Source organism: Streptomyces sp. NPDC093801 (genome assembly GCF_040701585.1).
In the GTDB taxonomy this organism is placed as follows: Bacteria; Actinomycetota; Actinomycetes; order Streptomycetales; family Streptomycetaceae; genus Streptomyces.
Map to the genome: position 1 here is coordinate 1 of NZ_JBFBDP010000036.1, position 20,872 is coordinate 20,872.

Annotated in this window: 19 protein-coding genes, 5 tRNA genes and 2 pseudogenes; 18 read left to right on the plus strand and 8 right to left on the minus strand. The window is 71.6% G+C overall.

Going from position 1 to position 20,872, the window contains the following annotated elements:
- The 4 genes and pseudogenes from AB0469_RS32855 to AB0469_RS32870 all read right to left on the minus strand — a co-directional run.
- A pseudogene (locus tag AB0469_RS32855) lies at positions 1 to 76 on the minus strand (ATP-binding protein); the annotation flags it as partial.
- The gene (locus AB0469_RS32860; RefSeq protein ID WP_267012008.1) at positions 57 to 449 is read right to left on the minus strand and encodes a DUF742 domain-containing protein; all 393 of its coding nucleotides are present in this window, start codon (positions 447 to 449) and stop codon (positions 57 to 59) included. The pseudogene AB0469_RS32855 and the gene AB0469_RS32860, both read right to left, overlap by 20 nt.
- Before the next feature lie 152 nt (positions 450 to 601).
- Positions 602 to 1,015 (minus strand): roadblock/LC7 domain-containing protein, encoded by a 414-nt coding sequence (locus AB0469_RS32865; protein ID WP_042820501.1) that lies wholly within the window; start codon positions 1,013 to 1,015, stop codon positions 602 to 604.
- A gap of 9 nt (positions 1,016 to 1,024) precedes the next feature.
- Positions 1,025 to 4,786: a nitrate- and nitrite sensing domain-containing protein gene (locus tag AB0469_RS32870; RefSeq protein ID WP_366455139.1), complete on the minus strand. Its 3,762-nt coding sequence runs from the start codon at positions 4,784 to 4,786 to the stop codon at positions 1,025 to 1,027.
- Positions 4,787 to 5,365: 579 nt separating this feature from the next.
- Here AB0469_RS32870 and AB0469_RS32875 point away from each other — a divergent pair.
- The 9 genes from AB0469_RS32875 (at position 5,366) to AB0469_RS32915 (ending at position 9,478) form a co-directional block, all read left to right on the plus strand.
- Entirely contained in the window at positions 5,366 to 5,554 is a 189-nt protein-coding gene (locus AB0469_RS32875) for a hypothetical protein (protein WP_366455140.1), read from the plus strand.
- 87 nt (positions 5,555 to 5,641) lie between these two features.
- Positions 5,642 to 6,430, plus strand: coding sequence for a fumarylacetoacetate hydrolase family protein (locus tag AB0469_RS32880; RefSeq protein WP_042816643.1), 789 nt, complete (start codon positions 5,642 to 5,644; stop codon positions 6,428 to 6,430).
- Positions 6,423 to 7,898 carry a glutamate--tRNA ligase gene (gene gltX / locus AB0469_RS32885; protein ID WP_366455141.1) on the plus strand — a complete coding sequence of 492 codons (1,476 nt, stop codon included), beginning with the start codon at positions 6,423 to 6,425 and terminating at the stop codon, positions 7,896 to 7,898. The genes AB0469_RS32880 and gltX overlap by 8 nt, the downstream gene beginning before the upstream one ends.
- 266 nt (positions 7,899 to 8,164) lie before the next feature.
- Positions 8,165 to 8,893 (plus strand): HAD family hydrolase, encoded by a 729-nt coding sequence (locus tag AB0469_RS32890; protein WP_366455142.1) that lies wholly within the window; start codon positions 8,165 to 8,167, stop codon positions 8,891 to 8,893.
- Positions 8,894 to 8,981: 88 nt separating this feature from the next.
- Positions 8,982 to 9,053: transfer RNA gene (locus tag AB0469_RS32895), tRNA-Gln, on the plus strand.
- Between the two features lie 27 nt (positions 9,054 to 9,080).
- Positions 9,081 to 9,153 (plus strand) — tRNA-Glu (locus tag AB0469_RS32900).
- Between the two features lie 61 nt (positions 9,154 to 9,214).
- Positions 9,215 to 9,290, plus strand: a tRNA-Glu gene (locus tag AB0469_RS32905).
- A 22-nt stretch (positions 9,291 to 9,312) separates the two neighbouring features.
- A tRNA-Gln gene (locus AB0469_RS32910) sits at positions 9,313 to 9,384 on the plus strand.
- Between the two features lie 21 nt (positions 9,385 to 9,405).
- A tRNA-Glu gene (locus AB0469_RS32915) sits at positions 9,406 to 9,478 on the plus strand.
- A gap of 175 nt (positions 9,479 to 9,653) precedes the next feature.
- On the opposite strand, the gene ndgR is transcribed toward AB0469_RS32915, so the two are convergent.
- Positions 9,654 to 10,370 (minus strand): IclR family transcriptional regulator NdgR, encoded by a 717-nt coding sequence (gene ndgR, locus AB0469_RS32920; RefSeq protein ID WP_007266782.1) that lies wholly within the window; start codon positions 10,368 to 10,370, stop codon positions 9,654 to 9,656.
- Positions 10,371 to 10,558: 188 nt separating this feature from the next.
- On the opposite strand from ndgR, the gene leuC reads away from it, so the two are divergent.
- The 4 genes from leuC (at position 10,559) to AB0469_RS32940 (ending at position 13,776) form a co-directional block, all read left to right on the plus strand.
- Positions 10,559 to 11,983: a 3-isopropylmalate dehydratase large subunit gene (gene leuC / locus AB0469_RS32925; RefSeq protein WP_366455143.1), complete on the plus strand. Its 1,425-nt coding sequence runs from the start codon at positions 10,559 to 10,561 to the stop codon at positions 11,981 to 11,983.
- Positions 11,984 to 11,986: 3 nt separating this feature from the next.
- Positions 11,987 to 12,580, plus strand: coding sequence for a 3-isopropylmalate dehydratase small subunit (gene leuD / locus AB0469_RS32930; RefSeq protein ID WP_366455144.1), 594 nt, complete (start codon positions 11,987 to 11,989; stop codon positions 12,578 to 12,580).
- 137 nt (positions 12,581 to 12,717) lie between these two features.
- On the plus strand, positions 12,718 to 12,945 hold the full coding sequence (locus AB0469_RS32935; RefSeq protein WP_042816772.1) for a hypothetical protein: 228 nt from the start codon (positions 12,718 to 12,720) through the stop codon (positions 12,943 to 12,945).
- A 144-nt stretch (positions 12,946 to 13,089) separates the two neighbouring features.
- Positions 13,090 to 13,776, plus strand: a complete 687-nt coding sequence (locus tag AB0469_RS32940) for an HU family DNA-binding protein (protein WP_366455145.1) — start codon at positions 13,090 to 13,092, stop codon at positions 13,774 to 13,776.
- Between the two features lie 305 nt (positions 13,777 to 14,081).
- On the opposite strand, the pseudogene cofC reads toward AB0469_RS32940, so the two are convergent.
- Positions 14,082 to 14,732 (minus strand): annotated as a pseudogene (gene cofC, locus AB0469_RS32945) (2-phospho-L-lactate guanylyltransferase); the annotation flags it as partial.
- Between the two features lie 216 nt (positions 14,733 to 14,948).
- Between cofC and AB0469_RS32950 the strand changes: the two are divergent.
- Genes AB0469_RS32950 through AB0469_RS32960 form a run of 3 tightly spaced genes read left to right on the plus strand, consistent with a single transcriptional unit; the run spans position 14,949 to position 17,905 of the window.
- Positions 14,949 to 15,701 (plus strand): lysophospholipid acyltransferase family protein, encoded by a 753-nt coding sequence (locus AB0469_RS32950; RefSeq protein ID WP_366455146.1) that lies wholly within the window; start codon positions 14,949 to 14,951, stop codon positions 15,699 to 15,701.
- A complete protein-coding gene (locus AB0469_RS32955; protein ID WP_042816776.1) occupies positions 15,698 to 16,708 on the plus strand; it encodes an NAD(P)H-dependent glycerol-3-phosphate dehydrogenase in 1,011 nt (336 codons plus the stop codon). The genes AB0469_RS32950 and AB0469_RS32955 overlap by 4 nt, the downstream gene beginning before the upstream one ends.
- A 39-nt stretch (positions 16,709 to 16,747) precedes the next feature.
- Positions 16,748 to 17,905 carry a D-alanine--D-alanine ligase family protein gene (locus tag AB0469_RS32960; RefSeq protein ID WP_042816778.1) on the plus strand — a complete coding sequence of 386 codons (1,158 nt, stop codon included), beginning with the start codon at positions 16,748 to 16,750 and terminating at the stop codon, positions 17,903 to 17,905.
- Positions 17,906 to 17,998: 93 nt separating this feature from the next.
- Here AB0469_RS32960 and AB0469_RS32965 read toward each other — a convergent pair whose 3' ends face one another.
- The gene (locus AB0469_RS32965; protein ID WP_366455191.1) at positions 17,999 to 18,490 is read right to left on the minus strand and encodes a DUF3515 domain-containing protein; all 492 of its coding nucleotides are present in this window, start codon (positions 18,488 to 18,490) and stop codon (positions 17,999 to 18,001) included.
- A 23-nt stretch (positions 18,491 to 18,513) separates the two neighbouring features.
- Positions 18,514 to 18,747, minus strand: coding sequence for an Lrp/AsnC ligand binding domain-containing protein (locus tag AB0469_RS32970; RefSeq protein WP_042816780.1), 234 nt, complete (start codon positions 18,745 to 18,747; stop codon positions 18,514 to 18,516).
- Positions 18,748 to 18,992: 245 nt separating this feature from the next.
- On the opposite strand from AB0469_RS32970, the gene AB0469_RS32975 reads away from it, so the two are divergent.
- Both AB0469_RS32975 and thiD read left to right on the plus strand, forming a co-directional pair.
- A complete protein-coding gene (locus AB0469_RS32975; protein WP_042816782.1) occupies positions 18,993 to 19,973 on the plus strand; it encodes a thiamine-phosphate kinase in 981 nt (326 codons plus the stop codon).
- Positions 19,970 to 20,770: a bifunctional hydroxymethylpyrimidine kinase/phosphomethylpyrimidine kinase gene (gene thiD, locus AB0469_RS32980; RefSeq protein WP_366455147.1), complete on the plus strand. Its 801-nt coding sequence runs from the start codon at positions 19,970 to 19,972 to the stop codon at positions 20,768 to 20,770. Before AB0469_RS32975 ends, thiD begins: the two co-directional genes overlap by 4 nt.
- Positions 20,771 to 20,872: the final 102 nt, after the last annotated feature.

Below are 20,872 nucleotides of genomic sequence, written 5' to 3' on the forward strand. Positions count from 1 at the left end.
CGAAGCCGCCCGCCACCACGATCTTCGCGGAGGTGGTGGAGCGAGCCGCTCCGCCGTTAGAGCTTGCGAAGTCCACTGAGCACCCTTTCGAGCAGCGTAACGTCCGGCGTTCCGCCGGCCTCTCCATTGCCCGGCTGGTGGATCGCCACCATGCCGGCCTCCGCCAGGTCGGCGACGAGGATGCGGGCCACACCGAGCGGCATCGACAGCAGCGCGGAGACCTCCGCGACCGACTTCACCTCGCGGCACAGGGTGCAGATGCGCTGGTGCTCCGGCAGCAGGTTGGACAGGTGCATCGGGTCTGCCGTCGTGCTGACCAGCGCCTCGATGGCGAGCTGGTAGCGCGGCCGGGTCCGGCCGCCGGTCATCGCGTACGGACGCACCAGCGGCTGGTCGCCTTCCGAGTACGAATCTCCGTACGCATCGGGATAGGCGGGGGGCGGGGTCATTGATCCTCCGGGCTGGACAGCAGTGGTCAGCGTGCCGTCTGACGGGGCGGCCGGTGGGGGGGACTTGATGACGGCCTTCGGGGGTACTGGGGTTCCGGGACGCGGTCCCGGTCCTCCCGGCCGGAAGTACCGTCCGGCCGGGAGAGGGGGTGTCAGGTGAGCAGGCTTCCCTGGAGCTCCGCGCGCAGGTCCGGGGTGAGGACGTTGCCGGCGCGGTCGACGAGGAGGGCCATCTCGTAGCCCACGAGGCCGATGTCGCACTCGGGGTGCGCCAGGACGGCCAGCGAGGACCCGTCGGAGACGGACATGAGGAAGAGGAATCCCCGGTCCATCTCCACCACGGTCTGGTTGACGGCGCCGCCCTCGAAGATCCGGGAGGCCCCGGCGGTCAGCGAGGTCAGACCGGAGGCCACGGCCGCCAGCTGGTCGGCGCGGTCGCGGGGGAACCCTTCGGACATGGCCAGAAGGAGTCCGTCGGCGGAGACCACCACGGTGTGGGACACCCCGGGGGTGTTGTCCACGAAGTTGGTGATCAACCAGTTCAGGTTCTGTGCCGCCTGGCTCATCGAGCTCAACTATCGCTCCTGCTGGTAAGTGGGGTCGATGGGGTAACTGCCGGTCGCCGGGCCGGATCCGCCGGCCTGCCGTCCCTGCTGGATACCGCGTCGGAGGTTGGTGAGACGGCCGCGCACGTCGTCCGGGGCGCGCGACACCTGCGGCCCGGCCGGGGCGTCGGCCTGCTGCTGGGCGGTGCCGGCGACGAGGTTGGCCCGCGGCACCCGCCGGGGGAGCCCCGAGGTGGTGATCCCGCCGGCGGCGGGCTGGCGCACGCGCTCGGCCTGCCGCATCAGCTCGTCGTTGGGGGAGGACCGCCAGCTGACCGTCGGCGTGCTGCCGGTGACCGCCGTGGCGGGCTCGGCCGCGGGCTCCTGTCCCCGCTGCGGCAGCGACTGCTGCTGCTGGGGGGCCGGCGCCTGCTGGGGCTGCTGCGGAACGGCCGGCGCCTGTCCGGCGGACGGACCGCCGTTCTGGCCGGACCAGTTCGAGTCCAGCGTATCGAAGATCGGACTGCGCAGTTCACCACCGGGCTGGGCCGGGGCCGGCGGCAGCGCCTCCGGCTGGTACGCCTGCGGGAGCTGCGGGGCCTCGGCACGCGGCGCCGGCATGGGCGCGGGGGCGTAGCCGCCGGGCTGGCGGTCCTGGGGCTGCTGGTCCGCGTACCCGCCGGCACCGGGGCCGCCGGGGCGGGCGAACTGGCCCGTCGAGGACGGGTCCAGGGGGCCGCCCGCCTGCGGGCGCTCGAACTGCCCGGTGGCGGACGGGTCCTGCGGACCGCGGATGTCGGGGCGCTCGAACTGGCCCGTCGTGGAGCCGACCGGCGTGCCGCCGGCGGCCGGCGGGTACGGGGCGTTGAAGTCGGGGCGGGCGAACTCCGCCGTCGAACCGGGGCCGGACAGCTCGTCGTGGCCGCGCGGGGCCTCCTGCCCGGCCTGGCCGGCACCCCAGCTCGTGGCCTGCGGCATCCCGGCGGACGGGCCGCCCCCACCCGGAAGCTCCGGACGGGCCGCGGCGCCGCCCTGCGGCGGAAGCTGCGGACGCCGGCGCTTGACCGGGGCCGCGGGGCCCTGCTGCTGCGGGGCCTGCCCGGGCTGCTGGCCGAAGCCGGGGCCGCCCTGGGGCTGCTGCTGGGGACGCTCGAAGCCGCTGCCCTGGGCCGGGAAGACACCGGGGCCGGAGGCCTGGGGCACGCCCGAGGGACGGGCCTGCGGACCGCTGAAGAGGTTGTTGTCCTGGGCCGGCGGAGCGCCGGCGGGGCCGCCCTGGCCGCGGGTCGGCAGCGGGGCACCGCCGCCGAAGCCGCCCTGGCCCTGGCCCGTGGGGGCGGCCGGGCCGCCCTGCGGACGGGGACCCTGGCCCTGCTGACGCTGCTGCGGACCGCCGGCCGGGCCGCCCTGGCCCGGCAGCGCCGGACGCTGGCCGCCGCCGACCTGGCCGCGCTGCTGGCCCGCGCCCACGGGGGGACGCGCGCCGGCGCCGGGCACCGAGCCCTGGCCGCCGGGAGCACCCTGGCCGCCCTGAGCGCCGCCCTGGCCCGGCATCGGACCCGGCTTCTTGCCGCCCTGGGCGACGTCCACCGGGAGCATGACGAGCGCGGTCGTACCGCCCGAGTCGGAGGGGCGCAGCTGGATGCGGATGCCGTGTCGCAGGGACAGGCGGCCGACCACGAACAGGCCCATGCGGCGGGAGACGGAGACGTCCACGGTCGGCGGCGACGCGAGCCGCTCGTTGATCGCGGCGAGGTCCTCGGGGGACAGGCCGATACCGGTGTCGTGGATCTCGACGAGCACGCGGCCGTCCGGCAGCGCGTGACCGGTGACCTTGACCTTGGTCTGCGGGGAGGAGAACGAGGTGGCGTTCTCCAGCAGCTCGGCGAGCAGGTGCACGAGGTCGTTGACGACGCGGCCGGCGACATCGGTGCCGGGCACCGCCGCCAGTTCGATGCGCTCGTACTGCTCCACCTCGGACGCCGCGGCGCGGAGCACGTCGACGAGCGGGACGGGGCGGGTCCACCGGCGGCCCGGCTCCTCACCCGCGAGGACGAGGAGGTTCTCACCGTTACGCCGCATTCGGGTGGCGAGGTGGTCGAGCTTGAAGAGCGAGGAGAGCTGGTCCGGGTCGGCCTCGCGGGACTCCAGTTCGGAGATGAGCGAGAGCTGACGCTGGATGAGGCCCTGGGAGCGGCGCGAGAGGTTGGTGAACATCGCGTTGACGTTGCCCCGGAGGAGGGCCTGCTCGGCGGCGAGGCGGACGGCCTCGCGGTGCACGTCGTCGAAGGCCGCGGCCACCTGGCCGATCTCGTCGCGGGTGTGCACGCCGACGGACTCCACGGAGGTGTCGACGTCCTGCGGGTCCGACTCCGAGAGCTGCTTGACGAGCTCGGGCAGGCGGTCCTGGGCGACGCGCGTCGCGGTGTCCTGGAGGCGCCGCAGCGAGCGGATCATGGACCGGGCCATGACGAAGGCGCCGACCAGCGAGACGCCGAGGACGAGGAGGATCAGGGCACCGTTGATGATGGCGTCCTGCTGCGACTCGTTCTTGAGCTCGCGGGCCTTCTGCTCCATGTCCTCGAGCAGGGTCAGCTCGATGACCTTCATGGCCTGGAGCTTGGTGTCGTCCGCGTCGTACCAGTCCATCCAGGACCGGTTCTTCTCCTTGAGGAACTGTCCCTGGGTGCTCAGCACGCGGCGGGCGTAGTGGTCGGCGCTGCCGATCTCGGTGTTGCCGTCGCCGAGCGCCGCGAGGAGCTCCTCGGGCTTGCCCTGGTAGACGAGTTCGAAGGTCTTCTTCGCCTGGCTCTCGCCGCGGAGGGCGGAGAGGCCGTAGAGGCGGTCGTTCTCGTCCAGCTTGCCGGGCTTGTCGGAGCTCTCCAGGAGGGAGGCGGCGATGACGGCGCGCTGGATGGAGGCGTACTCCTTGGCGGAGGAGAAGGCGGCCAGGGCGCGGGTGCGCTTGATCATCTCCGGGTTGGAGGTGGCCTGGGCCATGTCCTGCGACAGCGAGAGCAGCGAGACGATCAGGGCGTTGTACTCGGTGACCGTCTGCTGGGCGCCGTTCATGTACGCCTTTTTGCGGATGTCCTCGATGCCCGTGAGCTGGCGGCCGATCTGCAGGATGTTGTTGCGGATCGACTTGAGGGTCTCGTCCTTGTCCTCCGCGCTGTCGACCTTGTCGGTCGCGGCGGCGAAGGCCTTGGCGGCCGCGTCGGTCTGGTCGCGGACACCCTGGACGAGGCTGTTGGCCTTGCCGTCCTTGGTGATCGACATCGGACCGGCCGACTTGTCCCGCTCCTCCTGGAGCATGGCGGCCAGGTTGGTGGCCTGCCGGGTCATCGTCGTCAGGAGCTGCATGTGCTCCAGCTGGGCGATGTCGTTGAGCGAGTCGTTGATGCGGAAGCCACCGAGGGTGGTGGCCGCGACGACGGGCAGGGTCAGCAGCGACACCAGTCGCGTGCTGATGCGCCAGTTCTGCATCGCGAGACGCGAACCCGAACTGGGGGCCTTGGGTATCGCCTCGTCCTGCGGGAGGGGCTCGGCCTTGGCCTTGCCCTTGGTCCGGCCGGCCTTCGGGGCCTTGCCGGACTTCCCGCGGCCCTTGGCCTTCCCCGCGGGGGCGGAGTCGGGCCCCGCCCCTTCGAGTGCCGGGCCGCGGCCCGGGGCGTGCTGGGGCGAGGCGCCACGGTCGGTCCCGCCGAGCGGCTCCTGCTCCGCCGCAGCTTCCCCTCGGCCCTGAAGGGCCTGGGGAGACCCCTTGCCATCCCTCTTGAATCGTCCCTGCACTAGCGTCGCAACCTCTGGACCAGGCGTCCCACCGGATGAGCGGCGGAACGGTGTCGAGTCGTGGGGCACTGACGGCCCCATGGTGGTCGTCGGTGACCGGCGCGTTTCCCTGTCGATGCCACCGCGCTCGGCGCTCTCTTGCGCCACCTGCGCGCCGGCTGATACCCGCGGCGGTCTCGCGAATTCCAGCACAGTGGGGGATCTCCAACAAGGTGCGCGTGTCGCCCCGGCGAGCCGGTCACGGCTTGTGACGGACGAGCTACGCGACGTGGAAGTCCAATGGGGATGAATCGGACTTACGCCAATCAAAGCTCGCGCCTGGCAAGGTGTCCCAGTCGAGATGATCAGGAGCGGAATGCTGCATTCAGTGGCGCAATGTCCGTTTCGGGGGCGCCAGTTGACTGTCAGTTATGTCCGTATTGCCCGCTCACTGGTGAGGAAACTCACATGACTATGGCTGTTACTTACCGGTTCAGTCGGGGATTCGGATGTTTAGCCTTGCCTGTTAAAGGGTTGGCGCCCCATCCGGCGCAGCAGACGACCCGCACCCCACCAGCGAGCCGAGGGCCCGAAACTCCGATGAAGACGACGTCGATGATCCGCAACATAGCCAACCCCCGCCGCACCACCCTCGCGCACCTCACGGACGCCGAGGAGCTGCAGGCGGCCCCGGCCACCCCGGAGCACCGCGTCGAGCTGCCCACCCAGACCGCGAACCCGCGCCGCACCGTCCTCAAGGACGCGCCGGTCGCCGCCGCGCAGCAGTAAAGGAGCGCGAAGCGCCGGCCCCCACCGCGTTAGCCTGGAGTCCGCAGACTCCAGCCAGCGGAAACACAAGAGGGGCAGACGCAGCAGGTGCGCATCGCCAGGTTCTCGATCGACGGCAACGTCGCGTTCGGCGCGGTCGAGGGCAGCACTGCCCCCGGCGCCGAAGGCGAGCTCGTCCTCGACATCATCAAGGGCATCCCGTTCGCGGACTTCGAGCTCTCCGGCACGAAGGTCCCGCTGAGCAAGGTCCGGCTGCTGCCGCCCGTGCTCCCGAACAAGGTCGTGGCCGTCGGCCGCAACTACGCGGAGCACGCGGCGGAGCTCGGCAACGAGCTCCCCGAGGCACCCATCACCTTCTTCAAGCCCTCCACCTCGGTGGTCGGCTCCGGCGACCCGATCGTCTACCCCTCCTTCTCCCAGGACCTCCACCACGAGGCGGAGCTCGCCGTGGTCATCGGCCGCATGTGCCGCGAGGTCCCGAAGGAGCGCGTCAAGGACGTCGTCCTCGGCTACACCTGTGCCAACGACGTCACCGCCCGCGACGTCCAGCAGCGGGAGAAGCAGTGGGCCCGGGCCAAGGGCTTCGACAGCGCCTGCCCCCTCGGCCCCTGGATCGAGACCGACCTGGACCCGTCCGACCTGACGGTCCAGTGCACCGTCAACGGCGAACAGCGCCAGCTCGGCCGCACCAGCGACATGGTCCGCTCCGTCGAGGACCTGGTCGTGCACATCAGCGAGGCCATGACGCTGCTCCCGGGCGACGTCATCCTCACGGGGACCCCGGCCGGAGTCGGCCCCCTCAACGTCGGCGACGAGGTCGCCGTCACCATCGAAGGCATCGGCACTCTCACCAACAGGGTGATCAAGCGTGGCTAACGCGAACGTCCGCGTACGTTTCTGTCCCTCCCCGACCGGCAACCCCCACGTGGGCCTGGTCCGCACCGCCCTCTTCAACTGGGCGTTCGCCCGCCACCACGGCGGTACGTTCGTCTTCCGCATCGAGGACACCGACGCGGCCCGCGACTCCGAGGAGTCGTACGTCCAGCTGCTCGACTCGCTGCGCTGGCTCGGCTTCACCTGGGACGAGGGTCCCGAGGTCGGCGGCCCGCACGCCCCGTACCGGCAGTCCGAGCGGATGGACATCTACAAGGACGTCGCGCAGAAGCTCCAGGACGGCGGCTACGCCTACCACTGCTACTGCACCACCGAGGAGCTCGACACCCGCCGCGACGCCGCCCGCGCCGCCGGCAGGCCCTCCGGCTACGACGGCCACTGCCGCGAGCTGACCTCCGAGCAGGTCGCCGCCTACGAGGCCGAGGGCCGCACCTCCATCGTCCGCTTCCGGATGCCCGACGAGACCATCACCTTCACGGACCTGGTCCGCGGCGAGCTCTCCTTCACCCCGGAGAACGTGCCGGACTTCGGCATCGTCCGCGCGAACGGCGCCCCGCTCTACACGCTGGTCAACCCGGTCGACGACGCGCTGATGGAGATCACCCACGTCCTGCGCGGCGAGGACCTGCTCTCCTCCACCCCCCGCCAGATCGCCCTCTACAAGGCGCTGATCGAGCTGGGCGTCGCCAAGGACACCCCGCAGTTCGGCCACCTGCCGTACGTGATGGGCGAGGGCAACAAGAAGCTCTCCAAGCGCGACCCCGAGTCCTCGCTCAACCTCTACCGCGAGCGCGGCTTCCTCCCCGAGGGCCTGCTGAACTACCTCTCGCTCCTCGGCTGGTCCTTCTCCAAGGACCAGGACATCTTCTCGATCGAGGAGATGGTGGCGAAGTTCGACATCGACGGCGTCAACGCCAACCCGGCGCGCTTCGACCTCAAGAAGGCCGAGGCGATCAACGCCGACCACATCCGCCGGCTGGACCCGAAGGCCTTCGCGGACGCCTGCGCCCCGTGGCTGCGGGCCCCGCACGCCAACTGGGCGCCCGAGGACTTCGACGCCGCCGCCTGGGACCGGATCGCCCCGCACGCCCAGACCCGCGTGACCGTCCTCTCGGACATCACCGCCAACGTGGACTTCCTCTTCCTCAAGGAGCCCGTCGAGGACCAGGCGTCCTGGGACAAGGCCATGAAGGGCGAGCCCGCGGCCCTCCTGACCACGGCCCGGGAGAACCTCCTCGCCGCCGACTGGGCGGACCCGGAGTCCCTCAAGCAGGCCGTCCTGACCGCAGGCGAGGCCCACGGCCTCAAGCTCGGCAAGGCCCAGGCGCCGGTCCGCGTGGCCGTCACCGGCCGCACCGTCGGCCTGCCGCTGTTCGAGTCCCTGGAGATCCTGGGCAAGGAGCGCTCGATCGCGCGCATCGACGCGGCCCTGGCGAAGCTCGCCGCCTGACCCGCGCCCTTCCGAAGGGGCGGCAGCCGACCCGGCTGCCGCCCCTTCGGCGTTCCCGCGCGCCCGCCGGGAGGGGCGCGCGGTGAGAACGCTCACACCGTCCGGCGCCCGCCGCCCGCACCGCGCGCGACCGCGCGTGTGACGCGGCCCACCCGGCGGGAGCGCCGGCCCGCCGCGCGGCCCGCCGGGGTGTGACGCGGCCCACGGCGCGGCCGGGTTTCCCGTCCCGCCCCCGCGCGCCCCCGCCCGGGCGTAGGCTCGCCGGTATGCCGATCCGCGCCGTGCTGTGGGACATCGACGACACCCTCTTCGACTACACGGGGGCCGATGCGGCCGGGCTGGCCCAGCACCTGCGGGACGAGGGCCTCGGGGAGCGCCACGGAACCCCCGCCGAGGCCCTGGCCGAGTGGCGGCGGGTCACGGAACTGCACTGGGCGCGCTTCGCCGCCGGCGAGGTCACCTTCCGGGGCCAGCGCCAGGACCGGGTGCGGGACTTCCTGGGCCGGCCCGACCTGGGCGACGACGAGGCCGACGCCTGGTTCGACCGCTACGTCGCCCACTACCAGGCCGCCTGGGCCCTCTTCCCGGACGTCCTGCCCGCCCTGGACGCCCTCGCCGGCCGCTACCGGCACGGCGTGCTCTCCAATTCCTCCGAGGCCAACCAGGACCCCAAGCTGCGCCACCTGGGCCTGCGCGACCGCTTCGAGGTGCTGGTGTGCGCGGCCGAGCTCGGGGTCAGCAAGCCCGACGCCGCGGCCTTCCTCGCCGCCTGCGGAGCGCTCGGGCTGCGCCCGGCCGAGGTGGCGTACGTGGGGGACCAGCCGGAGATCGACGCGCGCGGCGCGCGCGACGCGGGACTGACCGCCGTCTGGCTCGACCGGGACGGCGGACGGGGGCCCGGACCCGCGGGCGTCCACCGGATCGAGGGGCTCGTAGCTCTCCCCGCGCTGCTGGCCGCTGATACCCGTTTTGGAGCACGGTCAGGCATCCGGTAATGTTCTTTCTGCGCCGGGGAGACGGGCCGAAAGGCCGGAAACCGGAGGCGCTAACCAAACGAAAGGCCCCCAGGGGCTTGAAGTTCGGTGGGCTATAGTGTAATTGGCAACACGAGGGTTTCTGGTTCCCTTATTCTAGGTTCGAGTCCTGGTAGCCCAGCGCAGTGCAGCAGTAACGCAGTGCTTTGCCCCCGTTGTGTAGCGGCCTAGCACGCCGCCCTCTCAAGGCGGTAGCGCCGGTTCGAATCCGGTCGGGGGTACAGATCCTTCCCGCAGGATCTCCAGGGTCGCTCCCGGAGGTTTTGATGCAGGATCGCTAGGGCCCCCGTTGTGTAGCGGCCTAGCACGCCGCCCTCTCAAGGCGGTAGCGCCGGTTCGAATCCGGTCGGGGGTACCAAGGTCTGGCAGGTCTAGACCATTGGGCTATAGTGTAATTGGCAACACGAGGGTTTCTGGTTCCCTTATTCTAGGTTCGAGTCCTGGTAGCCCAGCGCAGTACCGCAGTAAAGCTAGCCCCCGTTGTGTAGCGGCCTAGCACGCCGCCCTCTCAAGGCGGTAGCGCCGGTTCGAATCCGGTCGGGGGTACATGAGGGAGAGGCCCTCCGCGATCATCGCGGAGGGCCTCTTCGCCGTTCCCGGGCGGGTCGCGCCGGAAGGCCGCCGGTCCCGGGGACAAGTGTGGGCCCGGGGGCGCGAGTTCGGACGTGTGCGGCGTCGTACGCGCCCCCGGGCCCGGGGGTGGGGGTGGGAACGGGCGGGGTCAGCCGGAGCGGCGCAGGGCCTCCGTCAGGCGGGCGGCCGCGTCGATGACGGCCTGGGCGTGCATGCGCCCCGGGTGCCGGGTCAGGCGCTCGATCGGGCCCGAGACCGACACGGAGGCCACCACGCGGTTCGAGGGGCCGCGCACCGGCGCCGAGACGGACGCCACGCCGGGCTCCCGCTCGCCGATCGACTGGGCCCAGCCGCGGCGCCGTACGCCCGACAGGGCCGTCGCCGTGAAGCGCGCGCCCTGCAGCCCGCGGTGGAGCCGCTCGGGCTCCTCCCAGGCCATCAGGATCTGCGCCGCCGATCCGGCCTTCATCGGGAGCGTGGAGCCCACCGGGACGGTGTCCCGCAGGCCCGACAGCCGCTCGGCGGCCGCCACGCAGATGCGCATGTCGCCCTGACGGCGGTAGAGCTGCGCGCTCTCGCCCGTCACGTCACGGAGGTGCGTGAGCACCGGTCCCGCCGTGGCCAGCAGGCGGTCCTCGCCGGCCGCGGCGGCGAGCTCCGCCAGCCGCGGGCCGAGGATGAACCGGCCCTGCATGTCCCTCGCCACCATCCGGTGGTGTTCCAGTGCCACGGCAAGGCGATGTGCCGTGGGTCGTGCGAGCCCTGTCGCCGCGACCAGCCCGGCGAGGGTGGCCGGACCGGACTCCAGTGCGCTCAATACCAGAGCTGCCTTGTCGAGAACGCCGACGCCGCTAGAGTTGTCCATGAAACGATATTCACGTCTCACACTGTGAAACGCAAGTTCAAATTTTCCAAGAACGAGCGAGTCTGTATGTGCGGGTCCACGAACCACTGGGTCCGAGCCGCCGTTCCGCACGTGGGGTAGCGGGGCGGTCAGGCGCACCAGATCTCTAAGAAGCGCCGGCCCAACCGGCCGGCCGGAGGGAAAGAGCGATGGGTAGGACACTCGCGGAGAAGGTCTGGGACGACCATGTCGTCCGGCGCGCCGAGGGCGAGCCCGATCTCCTCTTCATTGATCTCCACCTGCTGCACGAGGTGACCAGCCCGCAGGCCTTCGACGGCCTGCGGCAGGCCGGCCGCAAGGTCCGGCGACTGGACCTCACCATCGCCACCGAGGACCACAACACCCCCACCCTCGACATCGACAAGCCGATCGCGGACCCGGTCTCCCGGGCCCAGCTGGAGACGCTGCGCAAGAACTGCGCCGAGTTCGGTGTCCGCCTGCACTCGCTGGGCGATGTCGAGCAGGGTGTCGTGCACGTGGTGGGTCCCCAGCTGGGCCTGACCCAGCCGGGCACCACCGTGGTCTGCGGTGACTCCCACACCTCCACGCACGGCGCCTTCGGCGCGCTGGCCTTCGGCATCGGCACCAGCCAGGTCGAGCACGTGCTGGCCACCCAGACGCTGCCGCTGGCCCGCCCGAAGACGATGGCGATCACCGTCACCGGCGAGCTGGCCGAGGGCGTCACCGCCAAGGACCTGATCCTGGCGATCATCGCCAAGATCGGCACCGGCGGCGGCCAGGGCTACGTCCTGGAGTACCGCGGCGAGGCCGTCGAGAAGCTCTCGATGGAAGCCCGCATGACCATCTGCAACATGTCGATCGAGGCCGGCGCCCGCGCGGGCATGATCGCCCCCGACCAGACCACCTTCGACTACCTGGAGGGCCGCGACCACGCCCCGACGGGCGAGGACTGGGACGCGGCGGTCGCCTACTGGAAGACCCTGCGCACCGACGACGACGCCGTCTTCGACGCCGAGGTCGTCATCGACGGCTCCGCGCTCTCCCCGTTCGTCACCTGGGGCACCAACCCGGGCCAGGGCGCGCCCCTGTCGGCGAGCGTCCCCGACCCGGCTTCGTACGAGGACGCTTCGGAGCGCCTCGCCGCCGAAAAGGCCCTGGAGTACATGGGGTTGACGGCCGGGCAGCCGCTGCGCGAGATCAGGGTCGACACCGTCTTCGTAGGTTCCTGCACGAACGGCCGCATCGAGGACCTGCGCGCCGTCGCCGGCATCATCGGGGGCCGCAAAGTGGCCGACGGCGTACGGATGCTGGTCGTCCCGGGCTCCGTCCGGGTCGCCCTCCAGGCCGTCGAGGAGGGCCTGGACAAGGTCTTCAAGGACGCCGGCGCCGAATGGCGGCACGCGGGCTGCTCCATGTGCCTGGGCATGAACCCCGACCAACTGGCCCCCGGTGAGCGTTCCGCGTCCACCTCCAACCGCAACTTCGAGGGCCGGCAGGGCAAGGGCGGGCGGACCCACCTGGTCTCCCCGCAGGTGGCCGCCGCCACCGCGGTGCTGGGCCACCTGGCCTCGCCCGCCGACCTGTCCGACGCCAACGCCACCGCCGGAGTCTGAGCCATGGAAGCCTTCACCACCCACACCGGCCGTGCCGTCCCGCTGCGCCGCAGCAACGTCGACACCGACCAGATCATCCCGGCCCACTGGCTGAAGAAGATCACCCGTGACGGGTTCGAGGACGGGCTCTTCGAGGCCTGGCGCAAGGACCCGGAGTTCGTCACCAACCGCCCCGAGCGCGCCGGTGCGACCGTGCTGGTCGCCGGCCCCGACTTCGGTACCGGCTCCTCCCGCGAGCACGCCGTCTGGGCCCTGCAGAACTTCGGGTTCAAGACCGTCATCTCCTCCCGCTTCGCCGACATCTTCCGCGGCAACTCGCTGAAGAACGGTCTGCTGACCGTCGTCCTGCCGCAGGAGACCGTCGACCGGCTGTGGGAGATCACCGAGGCCGACCCGAGCGCCGAGATCACCGTCGACCTGGTCGACCGGAAGGTCCGAGCCGAGGGCGTCGAGGCGGAGTTCGAACTCGACGACAACGCGCGCTGGCGTCTGCTGGAAGGACTGGACGACATCTCGCTCACCCTTCAGAACGAAGCCGACATCGACGCCTACGAAAGCACCCGCCCGGCCTTCAAGCCGCGTACGATTCGCGCCTGATTCCTGCCTGATCAGCGATTATTCGCCTTCGGGTGATCACATCGGCAACACTGTGCCCCCCGCCTTCCGGCGGGGGGCACAGCCGTATGTTGAGGCCCCGTGAGGCGACAACTCGCCCCAGATGGCACAATCTGTGCATGGAACGCGACAGTCAACTCGAGCTCTACGAACTCGTCGCGGACCGGTTGAAAGAAGCACACACCAGGGTGCGCGCACTGCAAGTCCCGGAGGGCGTAAGGATGGCGCTGTCCCGGAAGCTGTTGGTCGTCACTGCCGCGTCGAAGCATGATCTCGCCGATGCGGCAAGGCGCCTGGACAGGTTGATGAAGGACCTCGACGAGGGTCGATTCCCTGAAGGCGACTGATGCGAAGGAACTCCGTAACGGCTCACAGCGTTGCGGCACTAGGGTGATTAGCCCGTTTCGTGTTTGATTTGCGGTATATATCCGCCTAACGTGCGAAATAAGCTTGAACACATTCGTTCTGGCGAGGTCTCCGAAGGGGAAGACGTGAACAAGGCGCAGCTCGTAGAAGCGATTGCCGACAAGCTGGGCGGCCGCCAGCAGGCCGCGGACGCCGTCGACGCGGTACTGGACGCGATGGTCCGCGCGGTCGTCGCGGGCGACCGGGTCTCGGTCACGGGCTTCGGCTCGTTCGAGAAGGTGGACCGTCCGGCCCGCTACGCCCGCAACCCGCAGACGGGTGAGCGCGTCCGGGTCAAGAAGACCTCCGTTCCCCGCTTCCGCGCGGGTCAGGGCTTCAAGGACCTGGTCAGCGGCACCAAGAAGCTCCCCAAGGGCGACGAGGTGGCCGTGAAGAAGGCCCCGAAGGGCAGCCTCTCGGGCGGTGCCTCGGCCACGGTCAAGAAGGCCGCCGCGAAGAAGGCCACCACGGCCAAGAAGGCCGCCGCCAAGACCACGGCCACCAAGGCCGCGGCGAAGAAGACCACGGCCAAGAAGGCCACCGCGACGGTCAAGAAGACGGCCGCGAAGACCACGGTCGCGAAGAAGGCCACGGCCACCGCCAAGAAGGCGGCCCCGGTGAAGAAGACGACGGCGGCGGCGGCCAAGAAGACCACCGCCACCGCGAAGAAGACCGCCCCGGCGGCCAAGAAGGCCACCGCGACGAAGGCGCCCGCCAAGAAGACGACGACGCGCAAGGCCACCGCGAAGAAGACCACCGCCCGCAAGAAGTAGGGGCACGAGTCACACACGCCGGGCCGGCTTCCCCCCGGGGGAAGCCGGCCCGCGGTGCGTTCCTTCGCAGGCCGCGGGGGCGGGCGGTGCCGCCGGGGCTAGAACGTCTGCAGGGTGACCAGGGTGATCCGCAGGCCGGCGCCCTCGCCGTCCGTCTCGATGCGCACCCGCTGTCCGGGCCGCAGCATCAGCAGGCCCCCCGCGTCGAAGGCCTCGGCCCCGAAGGGCACCGGGGTGCCGTCGTCCAGCAGCACGCTGCCACTGCGGGTCTGGGAGTCGTACGTGTACGCGGTCGCCTGCATGAGCGCACTGTATCGGGCCGTGTGCCGGCCCACGCCGAGGGAGAGGGCCCTGCGCAGGTCCGGCCCCGTGTCCACGTCCCGGCGCACGCTCTCGACGTCCTCCAGGGCTATTTCCACCGCCCCCGAGGCGGAATGCCGGGCCCGGGACGGGCCGCCGAACGCCGGTGCCAATTCCACGTCCGGACCGGCGGAAAGGAGGGTCGTCCCGATTCCCGCCGCATCCGCCAGAAATGCCCGTGGAAATGCGGAGGCGATATCGAGCACACGTAGCAATTCCGGAGGGCGCAGTGCGGGCAGGTCCGCGTTCATCGCGGCCAGCCGTGCTCCCGGCCGCCCGGCGCGCACGGCCCGCGCGCCGTGGTCCAGCGCGGCGTTGAGCCCCGCGCCCGGGGCGTCCGGCACGATCCGCGCCCCCAGCCGGGCCAGCTCCGCGCCCGCCTCGGCGTCGTCCGTGACGACCACCACATCCGCGACCGAGGCGCAGGCCAGCGCCCCCGCCACCGTGTCCTGCGCGAAGGCCAGGGCCAGTCCCGGACGGGACGCGCCCACGGCGTCCGCCAGCCGGCTCTTGGCCAGCGCCAGGGGCTTCAGCGGGACCACCAGGCTCCAGACGGCGTTCGTGGCGGGCTCCTTCGCTCCGGTGCGCGGCCGCACCCGCCCCGGCCACGGGCGGGTCACGGCCCGGTCATCAGTCGGCCCATTGTCGCCTCAGACCGCATCGAGGGGGGCCCGGCGGTCCGGGCGGGGCGTACGGTGTTCTCGACAGAGACCGGACCCGGGGCGACACTTGTCCGGCCCATGAGGTGCCGAGCTCCCCCAGCCGCTGCTGGGAGGTGCCCCACGCCCCGGTCCTAGAGGAAGGTGCTCCGAGTGTCCCGCCGCAGAATCGGCTTCTGGTACCGCCTGGCGGCGGTCATCGCAAAACCGCCGCTGGTGGTGCTCTTCAAGCGGGACTGGCGGGGAATGGAGCACATTCCGGCCGACGGCGGCTTTATCACCGCCGTCAATCACAACTCGTATCTGGACCCGCTGTCCTACGCGCACTTCCAGTACAACACCGGCCGGGTGCCCCGTTTGCTGGCCAAGGCCGGACTCTTCAAGGTGCCTTTCGTCGGCGCGATCCTGCGCGGATCGGGACAGATCCCGGTCTACCGCGAGACCACCAACGCCCTGGACGCATTCCGGGCCGCCGTGGACGCCGTCGAGCGCGGCGAATGCGTCGCCTTTTACCCCGAGGGCACCCTCACCCGGGACCCGGAGATGTGGCCGATGGCCGGCAAGACCGGTGTGGCCCGCGTGGCGCTGATCACCAAGGCCCCGGTCATCCCGGTGGCCCAGTGGGGCGCCAACCTCGTGATGCCGCCGTACGCCAAGGAGAACAAGGTCCGCCTGTTCCCCCGCAAGACCCTCCGGGTGCTCGCGGGGCCGCCCGTGGACCTCTCCGCGTACTACGGCCAGGAACCCACGCCCGAGGTCCTCAAGGGAGCCACCGAGGCCATCATGGCCGACATCACGAAGCTGCTGGAGGAGCTCCGCGGCGAGCGGGCCCCCGACCAGCCGTACGACCACCGCAAGGCCCGCGCCCAGCAGCGGCGCGACGCCCGGGGGGAGGGTTCCAAGTGACGCGTCCCGTCAAGGCAGCCGTGTTCTCGGCGGGCTCCTGGGGCACCGCCTTCGGCATGGTGCTCGCCGACGCCGGCTGCGAGGTCACCCTGTGGGCCCGCCGCCCGGAGGTCGCCGAGGCCATCAACACCGGCCGCACCAACCCGGACTACTTCCCCGGCGTGGAGCTCCCGGCGAACCTGCGCGCCACCACCGACCCGGCCGAGGCCGCCCGCGGCGCGGACTTCACGGTGCTGTCCGTGCCCTCCCAGACCCTGCGCGGCAACCTCGCGGAATGGGCCCCGCTGCTGGAGCCCGACACGGTGCTCGTCTCCCTGATGAAGGGCATCGAACTGGGCACCGCCAAGCGGATGAGCGAGGTCATCGAGGAGGTGGCCAAGGTCCCCGCCGAGCGCGTCGCCGTCGTCAGCGGCCCCAACCTGGCCCGCGAGATCGTCGCCCGCCAGCCCGCCGCCTCCGTCGTGGCCTGCGTGGACGGGGCCGTGGCCCAGCGCCTCCAGGCCGCCTGCCACACCGCGTACTTCCGCCCGTACACCAGCACCGACGTCATCGGCTGCGAGCTCGGCGGCGCCGTCAAGAACGTCATCGGCCTCGCCGTGGGCATCGCCGACGGGATGGGCCTGGGCGACAACACCAAGGGCTCGCTCATCACCCGCGGCCTCGCCGAAGCCACCCGCCTGGGCCTGGCGATGGGCGCCGACCCGCTCACCTTCTCCGGCCTGGCGGGCCTCGGCGACCTCGTCGCCACCTGCTCCTCGCCGCTCTCCCGGAACCACACCTTCGGCACCAACCTGGGCCGGGGGATGACCCTGGAGGAGACCATCGCGGTCACCCGGCAGACCGCCGAAGGGGTCAAGTCCTGCCAGTCGGTGGCCGATCTGGCCCGCCGCCACGGGGTCGACATGCCGATCACCGACACGGTCGTCGACATCGTCCACCACGGCAAGCCCACGCTGGTCGCACTGAAGGAGCTCATGGGCCGCAGCGCCAAACCGGAACGCCACTGACACCTTTCCGGACGCTTGAGCGGGTACTCTCGTGGCGATATGAGCAGCGAGAACCTCCCCCAGACCCCTGAGCAGCAGGGCCGCAAGCCCCGCGTGGCCGTCGTGTTCGGCGGCCGCAGCTCGGAACACGCCATCTCGGTCGTCACCGCGGGCGCTGTGCTGCGCTCCATCGACCGCTCCAAGTACGAGGTGCTGCCCATCGGCATCACCACGGACGGCCGGTGGGCCCTGACCGCCGACGCACCCGAGCGCATGGCCATCGCCGACCGCCGGCTCCCCGACGTGGAGTCGCTGGCGGAGTCCCCGGACGGCACCGTCGTGCTGCCCGTGGACCCCGCCAGCCGCGAGGTCGTCTACACCGAGCCCGGCAGCGTCCCCAAGGCGCTGGGCGAGGTCGACGTCGTCTTCCCCGTGCTCCACGGCCCCTACGGCGAGGACGGCACCCTCCAGGGCCTCCTGGAGCTCTCCGGGATCCCCTACGTCGGCTGCGGCGTCCTCTCCTCGGCCGTCGGCCAGGACAAGGACTACATGAAGCGGGTGTTCACCTCCTTCGGGCTGAACGTCGGCCCGTACGTGACCATCCGCCCCCGCGAGTGGGAGGCCGACCAGGACGCGGCGACGGCCAAGGTCCTGGACTTCGCCGCCGAGCACGGCTGGCCGCTGTTCATCAAGCCCGCCCGCGCCGGCTCCTCCATCGGCATCACCAAGGTCGACGACGCCTCGGGCCTCGACGCGGCGATCCGCGAGGCCCGCCGCCACGACCCGAAGGTCATCGTGGAGGCGCTGCTGCGCGGCCGCGAGATCGAGTGCGGCGTCCTGGAGTTCGAGGACGGGCCGCGCGCCAGCGCGCCCGCGGAGATCCCGCCGGTCTCCAGCCACGACTTCTACGACTTCGAGGCGAAGTACATCGACTCCGCCGCCGGGATCGTGCCCGCCCCGCTCACCCCGGAGCAGACCGCCGAGGTGCAGCGGCTCGCCGTCGAGGCCTTCGAGGCCGCGTCCTGCGAGGGCCTGGTCCGCGCCGACTTCTTCCTCACCGAGGACGGCACCTTCGTCATCAACGAGATCAACACCCTGCCGGGGTTCACGCCGATCTCGATGTACCCGCGCATGTGGCAGGAGTCGGGCATCGAGTACCCGGAGCTGGTGGACCGCCTGATCCAGGCCGCCCTGCGCCGCTCCACCGGCCTGCGCTAGGGGCGCCCGGCCCCGAACAGCCGACCGCCCGCCGGGAGGCCCCCCACCGAGGGGCACGCCGGCGGGCGGCGGTGTGCGCGGGGGAGGGGCGGCTCAGTACGACGAGATCCCGACGGGGACGGTCTTGGCCACGGCGGCGGACAGGTCCACGAGCATGCCGGCGTCCGTGGCATGCTCCTTGTCGATCCAGACCTCCGTGTAGGCGAGCCGTGACCCGGTGGTGAACTTCAGACCGCCGTCGGCCGGCCGTTCCACCAGCCAGCCGACGCCGTTCACCTCCACTCCGTCCGCCTTCGGATCGGCCATCTTGGCGGGCTTGGGGATGCCGCACCGCAGTACGATCGCCGAGCCGCCCCACGCGGCGGTCAGGTCCGACTGCGGTTCGGTCCGGCTCCGGTCCAGCCCGGACACCTTCTCCGGGAGCACCTCGTGCAGCGCCGCACAGAGCCCCGCCACGTCGGCGGGCGGCCCGGGGGGCGGTGTCACCCGGGCCTCGGAGGCGCCGGGGGCACAGCCCGCCAGGGCCGCGACCGCCGACAGGACGGGCAGGGCCAGCAGACGCAGGGGCCGGTGGTGCGAAGACATCACCGGCCAAGAGTAGACGGGGGCTACAGATGGACCACGGGGCAGGTCAGGGTGCGGGTGATCCCCTCCACCTGCTGCACCTTGGCGACCACCATGCGGCCGAGATCGTCGACGGTGTCGGCCTGGGCCCGCACGATGACGTCGTACGGCCCCGTCACGTCCTCGGCCTGGATCACCCCCGCGATGTTCCCGATGGACTCGGCGACGACCGACGCCTTGCCCACCTCGGTCTGGATGAGGATGTACGCCTGTACCACGGAACCTCCAGGGCGGCCACGAGGATCATTTCCCCTAACCTTCGGGTGGGCCCGACAGAATCGGAAGGGCCGGGGGAAGAAGGGACGCCACGGTACCGCGTCGCCGGGTGCCACGGGGAGACCCGCAGACCAGGCGCCACGCACAGCGGGGCGTACGCAGACCAGAAGTTGACGTATCTGTTGACGGTACCCAGAGCTGTGACGGCTCGCGACCGCAAGCGGACTTGCCAAGAAGGGGCACAGCGATGAAGGGCACTGTGGGCGAGCTGGGGGAATTCGGGCTCATCAGGGAGCTCACCTCACGGCTCACCACCACCCCGGCGGTCCGGCTCGGACCGGGCGACGACGCCGCGGTCGTGTCGGCCCCCGACCGGCGGGTCGTGGCCAGCACGGACATCCTGCTGGAAGGCAGGCACTTCCGGCGCGACTGGTCCACCGCCTACGACGTCGGCCGCAAGGCCGCCGCCCAGAACCTGGCCGACATCGCCGCCATGGGCGCGGTGCCGACCGCCCTCCTCCTGGGCCTCGTGGTCCCGGCGGAGCTGCCGGTCACCTGGCCCACCGAGCTGATGGACGGCATCCGCGACGAGTGCCAGGTCGCCGGCGCGGCCGTGGTCGGCGGCGACGTCGTCCGCGGGGACACCATCACCGTCTCCATCACCGCCCTCGGCGACCTGCGCAACCACGAGCCCGTCCTGCGCTCCGGCGCCCGGCCCGGCGACGTCGTGGCCGTCACGGGCTGGCTCGGCTGGTCCGCGGCCGGCTACGCGGTGCTCTCGCGCGGCTTCCGCTCCCCGCGGGCGTTCGTCGAGGCGCACCGGCGCCCCGAGCCGCCGTACCACGCGGGCCCGGCGGCAGCCGGACTCGGCGCCACCGCCATGACCGACGTCAGCGACGGCCTGATCGCCGACCTCGGGCACATCGCCGAGGCCAGCCACGTCCGGATCGACCTGCGCTCGGGCGCCGTGGACATCCCGACCCAGATGCACGACATCGGCCAGGCCGTCGGCGTGGACCCGCTCCAGTGGGTGCTCACCGGGGGAGAGGACCACGCCATCGTGGCCACCTTCCCGCCCGACGTGAAGCTCCCGGCCCGCTGGAAGGTCATCGGGGAGGTCCAGCACCGCTCCGCGCTGCCCCAGGTGACCGTGGACGGCGCCCCCTGGACCAGCACCGGCGGCTGGGACCACTTCGGGGCCGACCCGGTCGAGGGCGAGACCCCGTGAGCGGGCACCCCCCGCTGTGCCTGACCGTCGCCGGGTCCGACTCCGGCGGCGGCGCGGGCATCCAGGCCGACCTCAAGACCATGCTCGCCCTGGGCGTGCACGGCATGAGCGTCGTCACCGCCGTGACCGCCCAGAACTCGCTCGGTGTGAAGGGGGCCTGGGAGCTTCCGGCCGAGGCCGTCAGGGCCCAGTACCGGGCCGTCGTCGACGACATCGGGGTCCAGGCCGTCAAGACCGGGATGCTCTCCTCCGCCGTCCTCGTGGAGACCGTCGCGGAGCTGCTGGCCGACACCGACGCCCCGGTGGTGGTGGATCCCGTGGGCGTCTCCAAGCACGGGGACGCCCTGCTCGCGGCCTCCGCGCTGGACGCCGTCCGCGGGGTGCTGCTGCCCCGGGCCACGGTCGCCACGCCCAACCTCGACGAGGTGGCGCAGCTGACCGGGGTGGCCGTCGAGGACGAGGACGGCATGCGGCGTGCCGCCGGCGCGGTCCTCGGCTTCGGACCCCGCTGGGCGCTGATCAAGGGCGGCCACCTCGCCGCCCACGGCGGGGAGGCCGTTGACCTGCTCACCGACGGCTCGGAGGAGCTGTGGCTGCGGGCGCCCCGCTACGACAACCGGCACACCCACGGCACCGGCTGCACCCTCGCCAGCGCGATCGCGGCCGGCCTGGCCAAGGGCCTGCCCGTGCCGGAGGCCGTCACGGCCGCCAAGGAGTACGTCACCGGCGCCATCGCCGCCGGATTCGCGCTCGGCGGCGGCATCGGCCCGGTGGACCACGCCTGGCGGTGGCGCTGAAGCCGTCAGGACCTGGCCTTGACGTCAAGGCCAGCTCCTCGGCCGTCCCCGGACAAGGCAAAAGGCCGGCCCACCAGAGGTGGACCGGCCTTCTTGGCAACC

Excerpts from the sequence above, each read along its gene's own strand:
- AB0469_RS32860 (WP_267012008.1), bottom strand. The coding sequence starts at position 449 with ATGACCCCGCCCCCCGCCTATCCCGATGCGTACGGAGATTCGTACTCG.
- AB0469_RS32865 (WP_042820501.1), bottom strand. The coding sequence starts at position 1,015 with ATGAGCCAGGCGGCACAGAACCTGAACTGGTTGATCACCAACTTCGTG.
- AB0469_RS32875 (WP_366455140.1), top strand. The coding sequence starts at position 5,366 with ATGAAGACGACGTCGATGATCCGCAACATAGCCAACCCCCGCCGCACC.
- AB0469_RS32890 (WP_366455142.1), top strand. The coding sequence starts at position 8,165 with ATGCCGATCCGCGCCGTGCTGTGGGACATCGACGACACCCTCTTCGAC.
- ndgR (WP_007266782.1), bottom strand. The coding sequence starts at position 10,370 with ATGGACAACTCTAGCGGCGTCGGCGTTCTCGACAAGGCAGCTCTGGTA.
- leuC (WP_366455143.1), top strand. The coding sequence starts at position 10,559 with ATGGGTAGGACACTCGCGGAGAAGGTCTGGGACGACCATGTCGTCCGG.
- leuD (WP_366455144.1), top strand. The coding sequence starts at position 11,987 with ATGGAAGCCTTCACCACCCACACCGGCCGTGCCGTCCCGCTGCGCCGC.
- AB0469_RS32935 (WP_042816772.1), top strand. The coding sequence starts at position 12,718 with ATGGAACGCGACAGTCAACTCGAGCTCTACGAACTCGTCGCGGACCGG.
- AB0469_RS32960 (WP_042816778.1), top strand. The coding sequence starts at position 16,748 with ATGAGCAGCGAGAACCTCCCCCAGACCCCTGAGCAGCAGGGCCGCAAG.
- AB0469_RS32965 (WP_366455191.1), bottom strand. The coding sequence starts at position 18,490 with ATGTCTTCGCACCACCGGCCCCTGCGTCTGCTGGCCCTGCCCGTCCTG.
- AB0469_RS32975 (WP_042816782.1), top strand. The coding sequence starts at position 18,993 with ATGAAGGGCACTGTGGGCGAGCTGGGGGAATTCGGGCTCATCAGGGAG.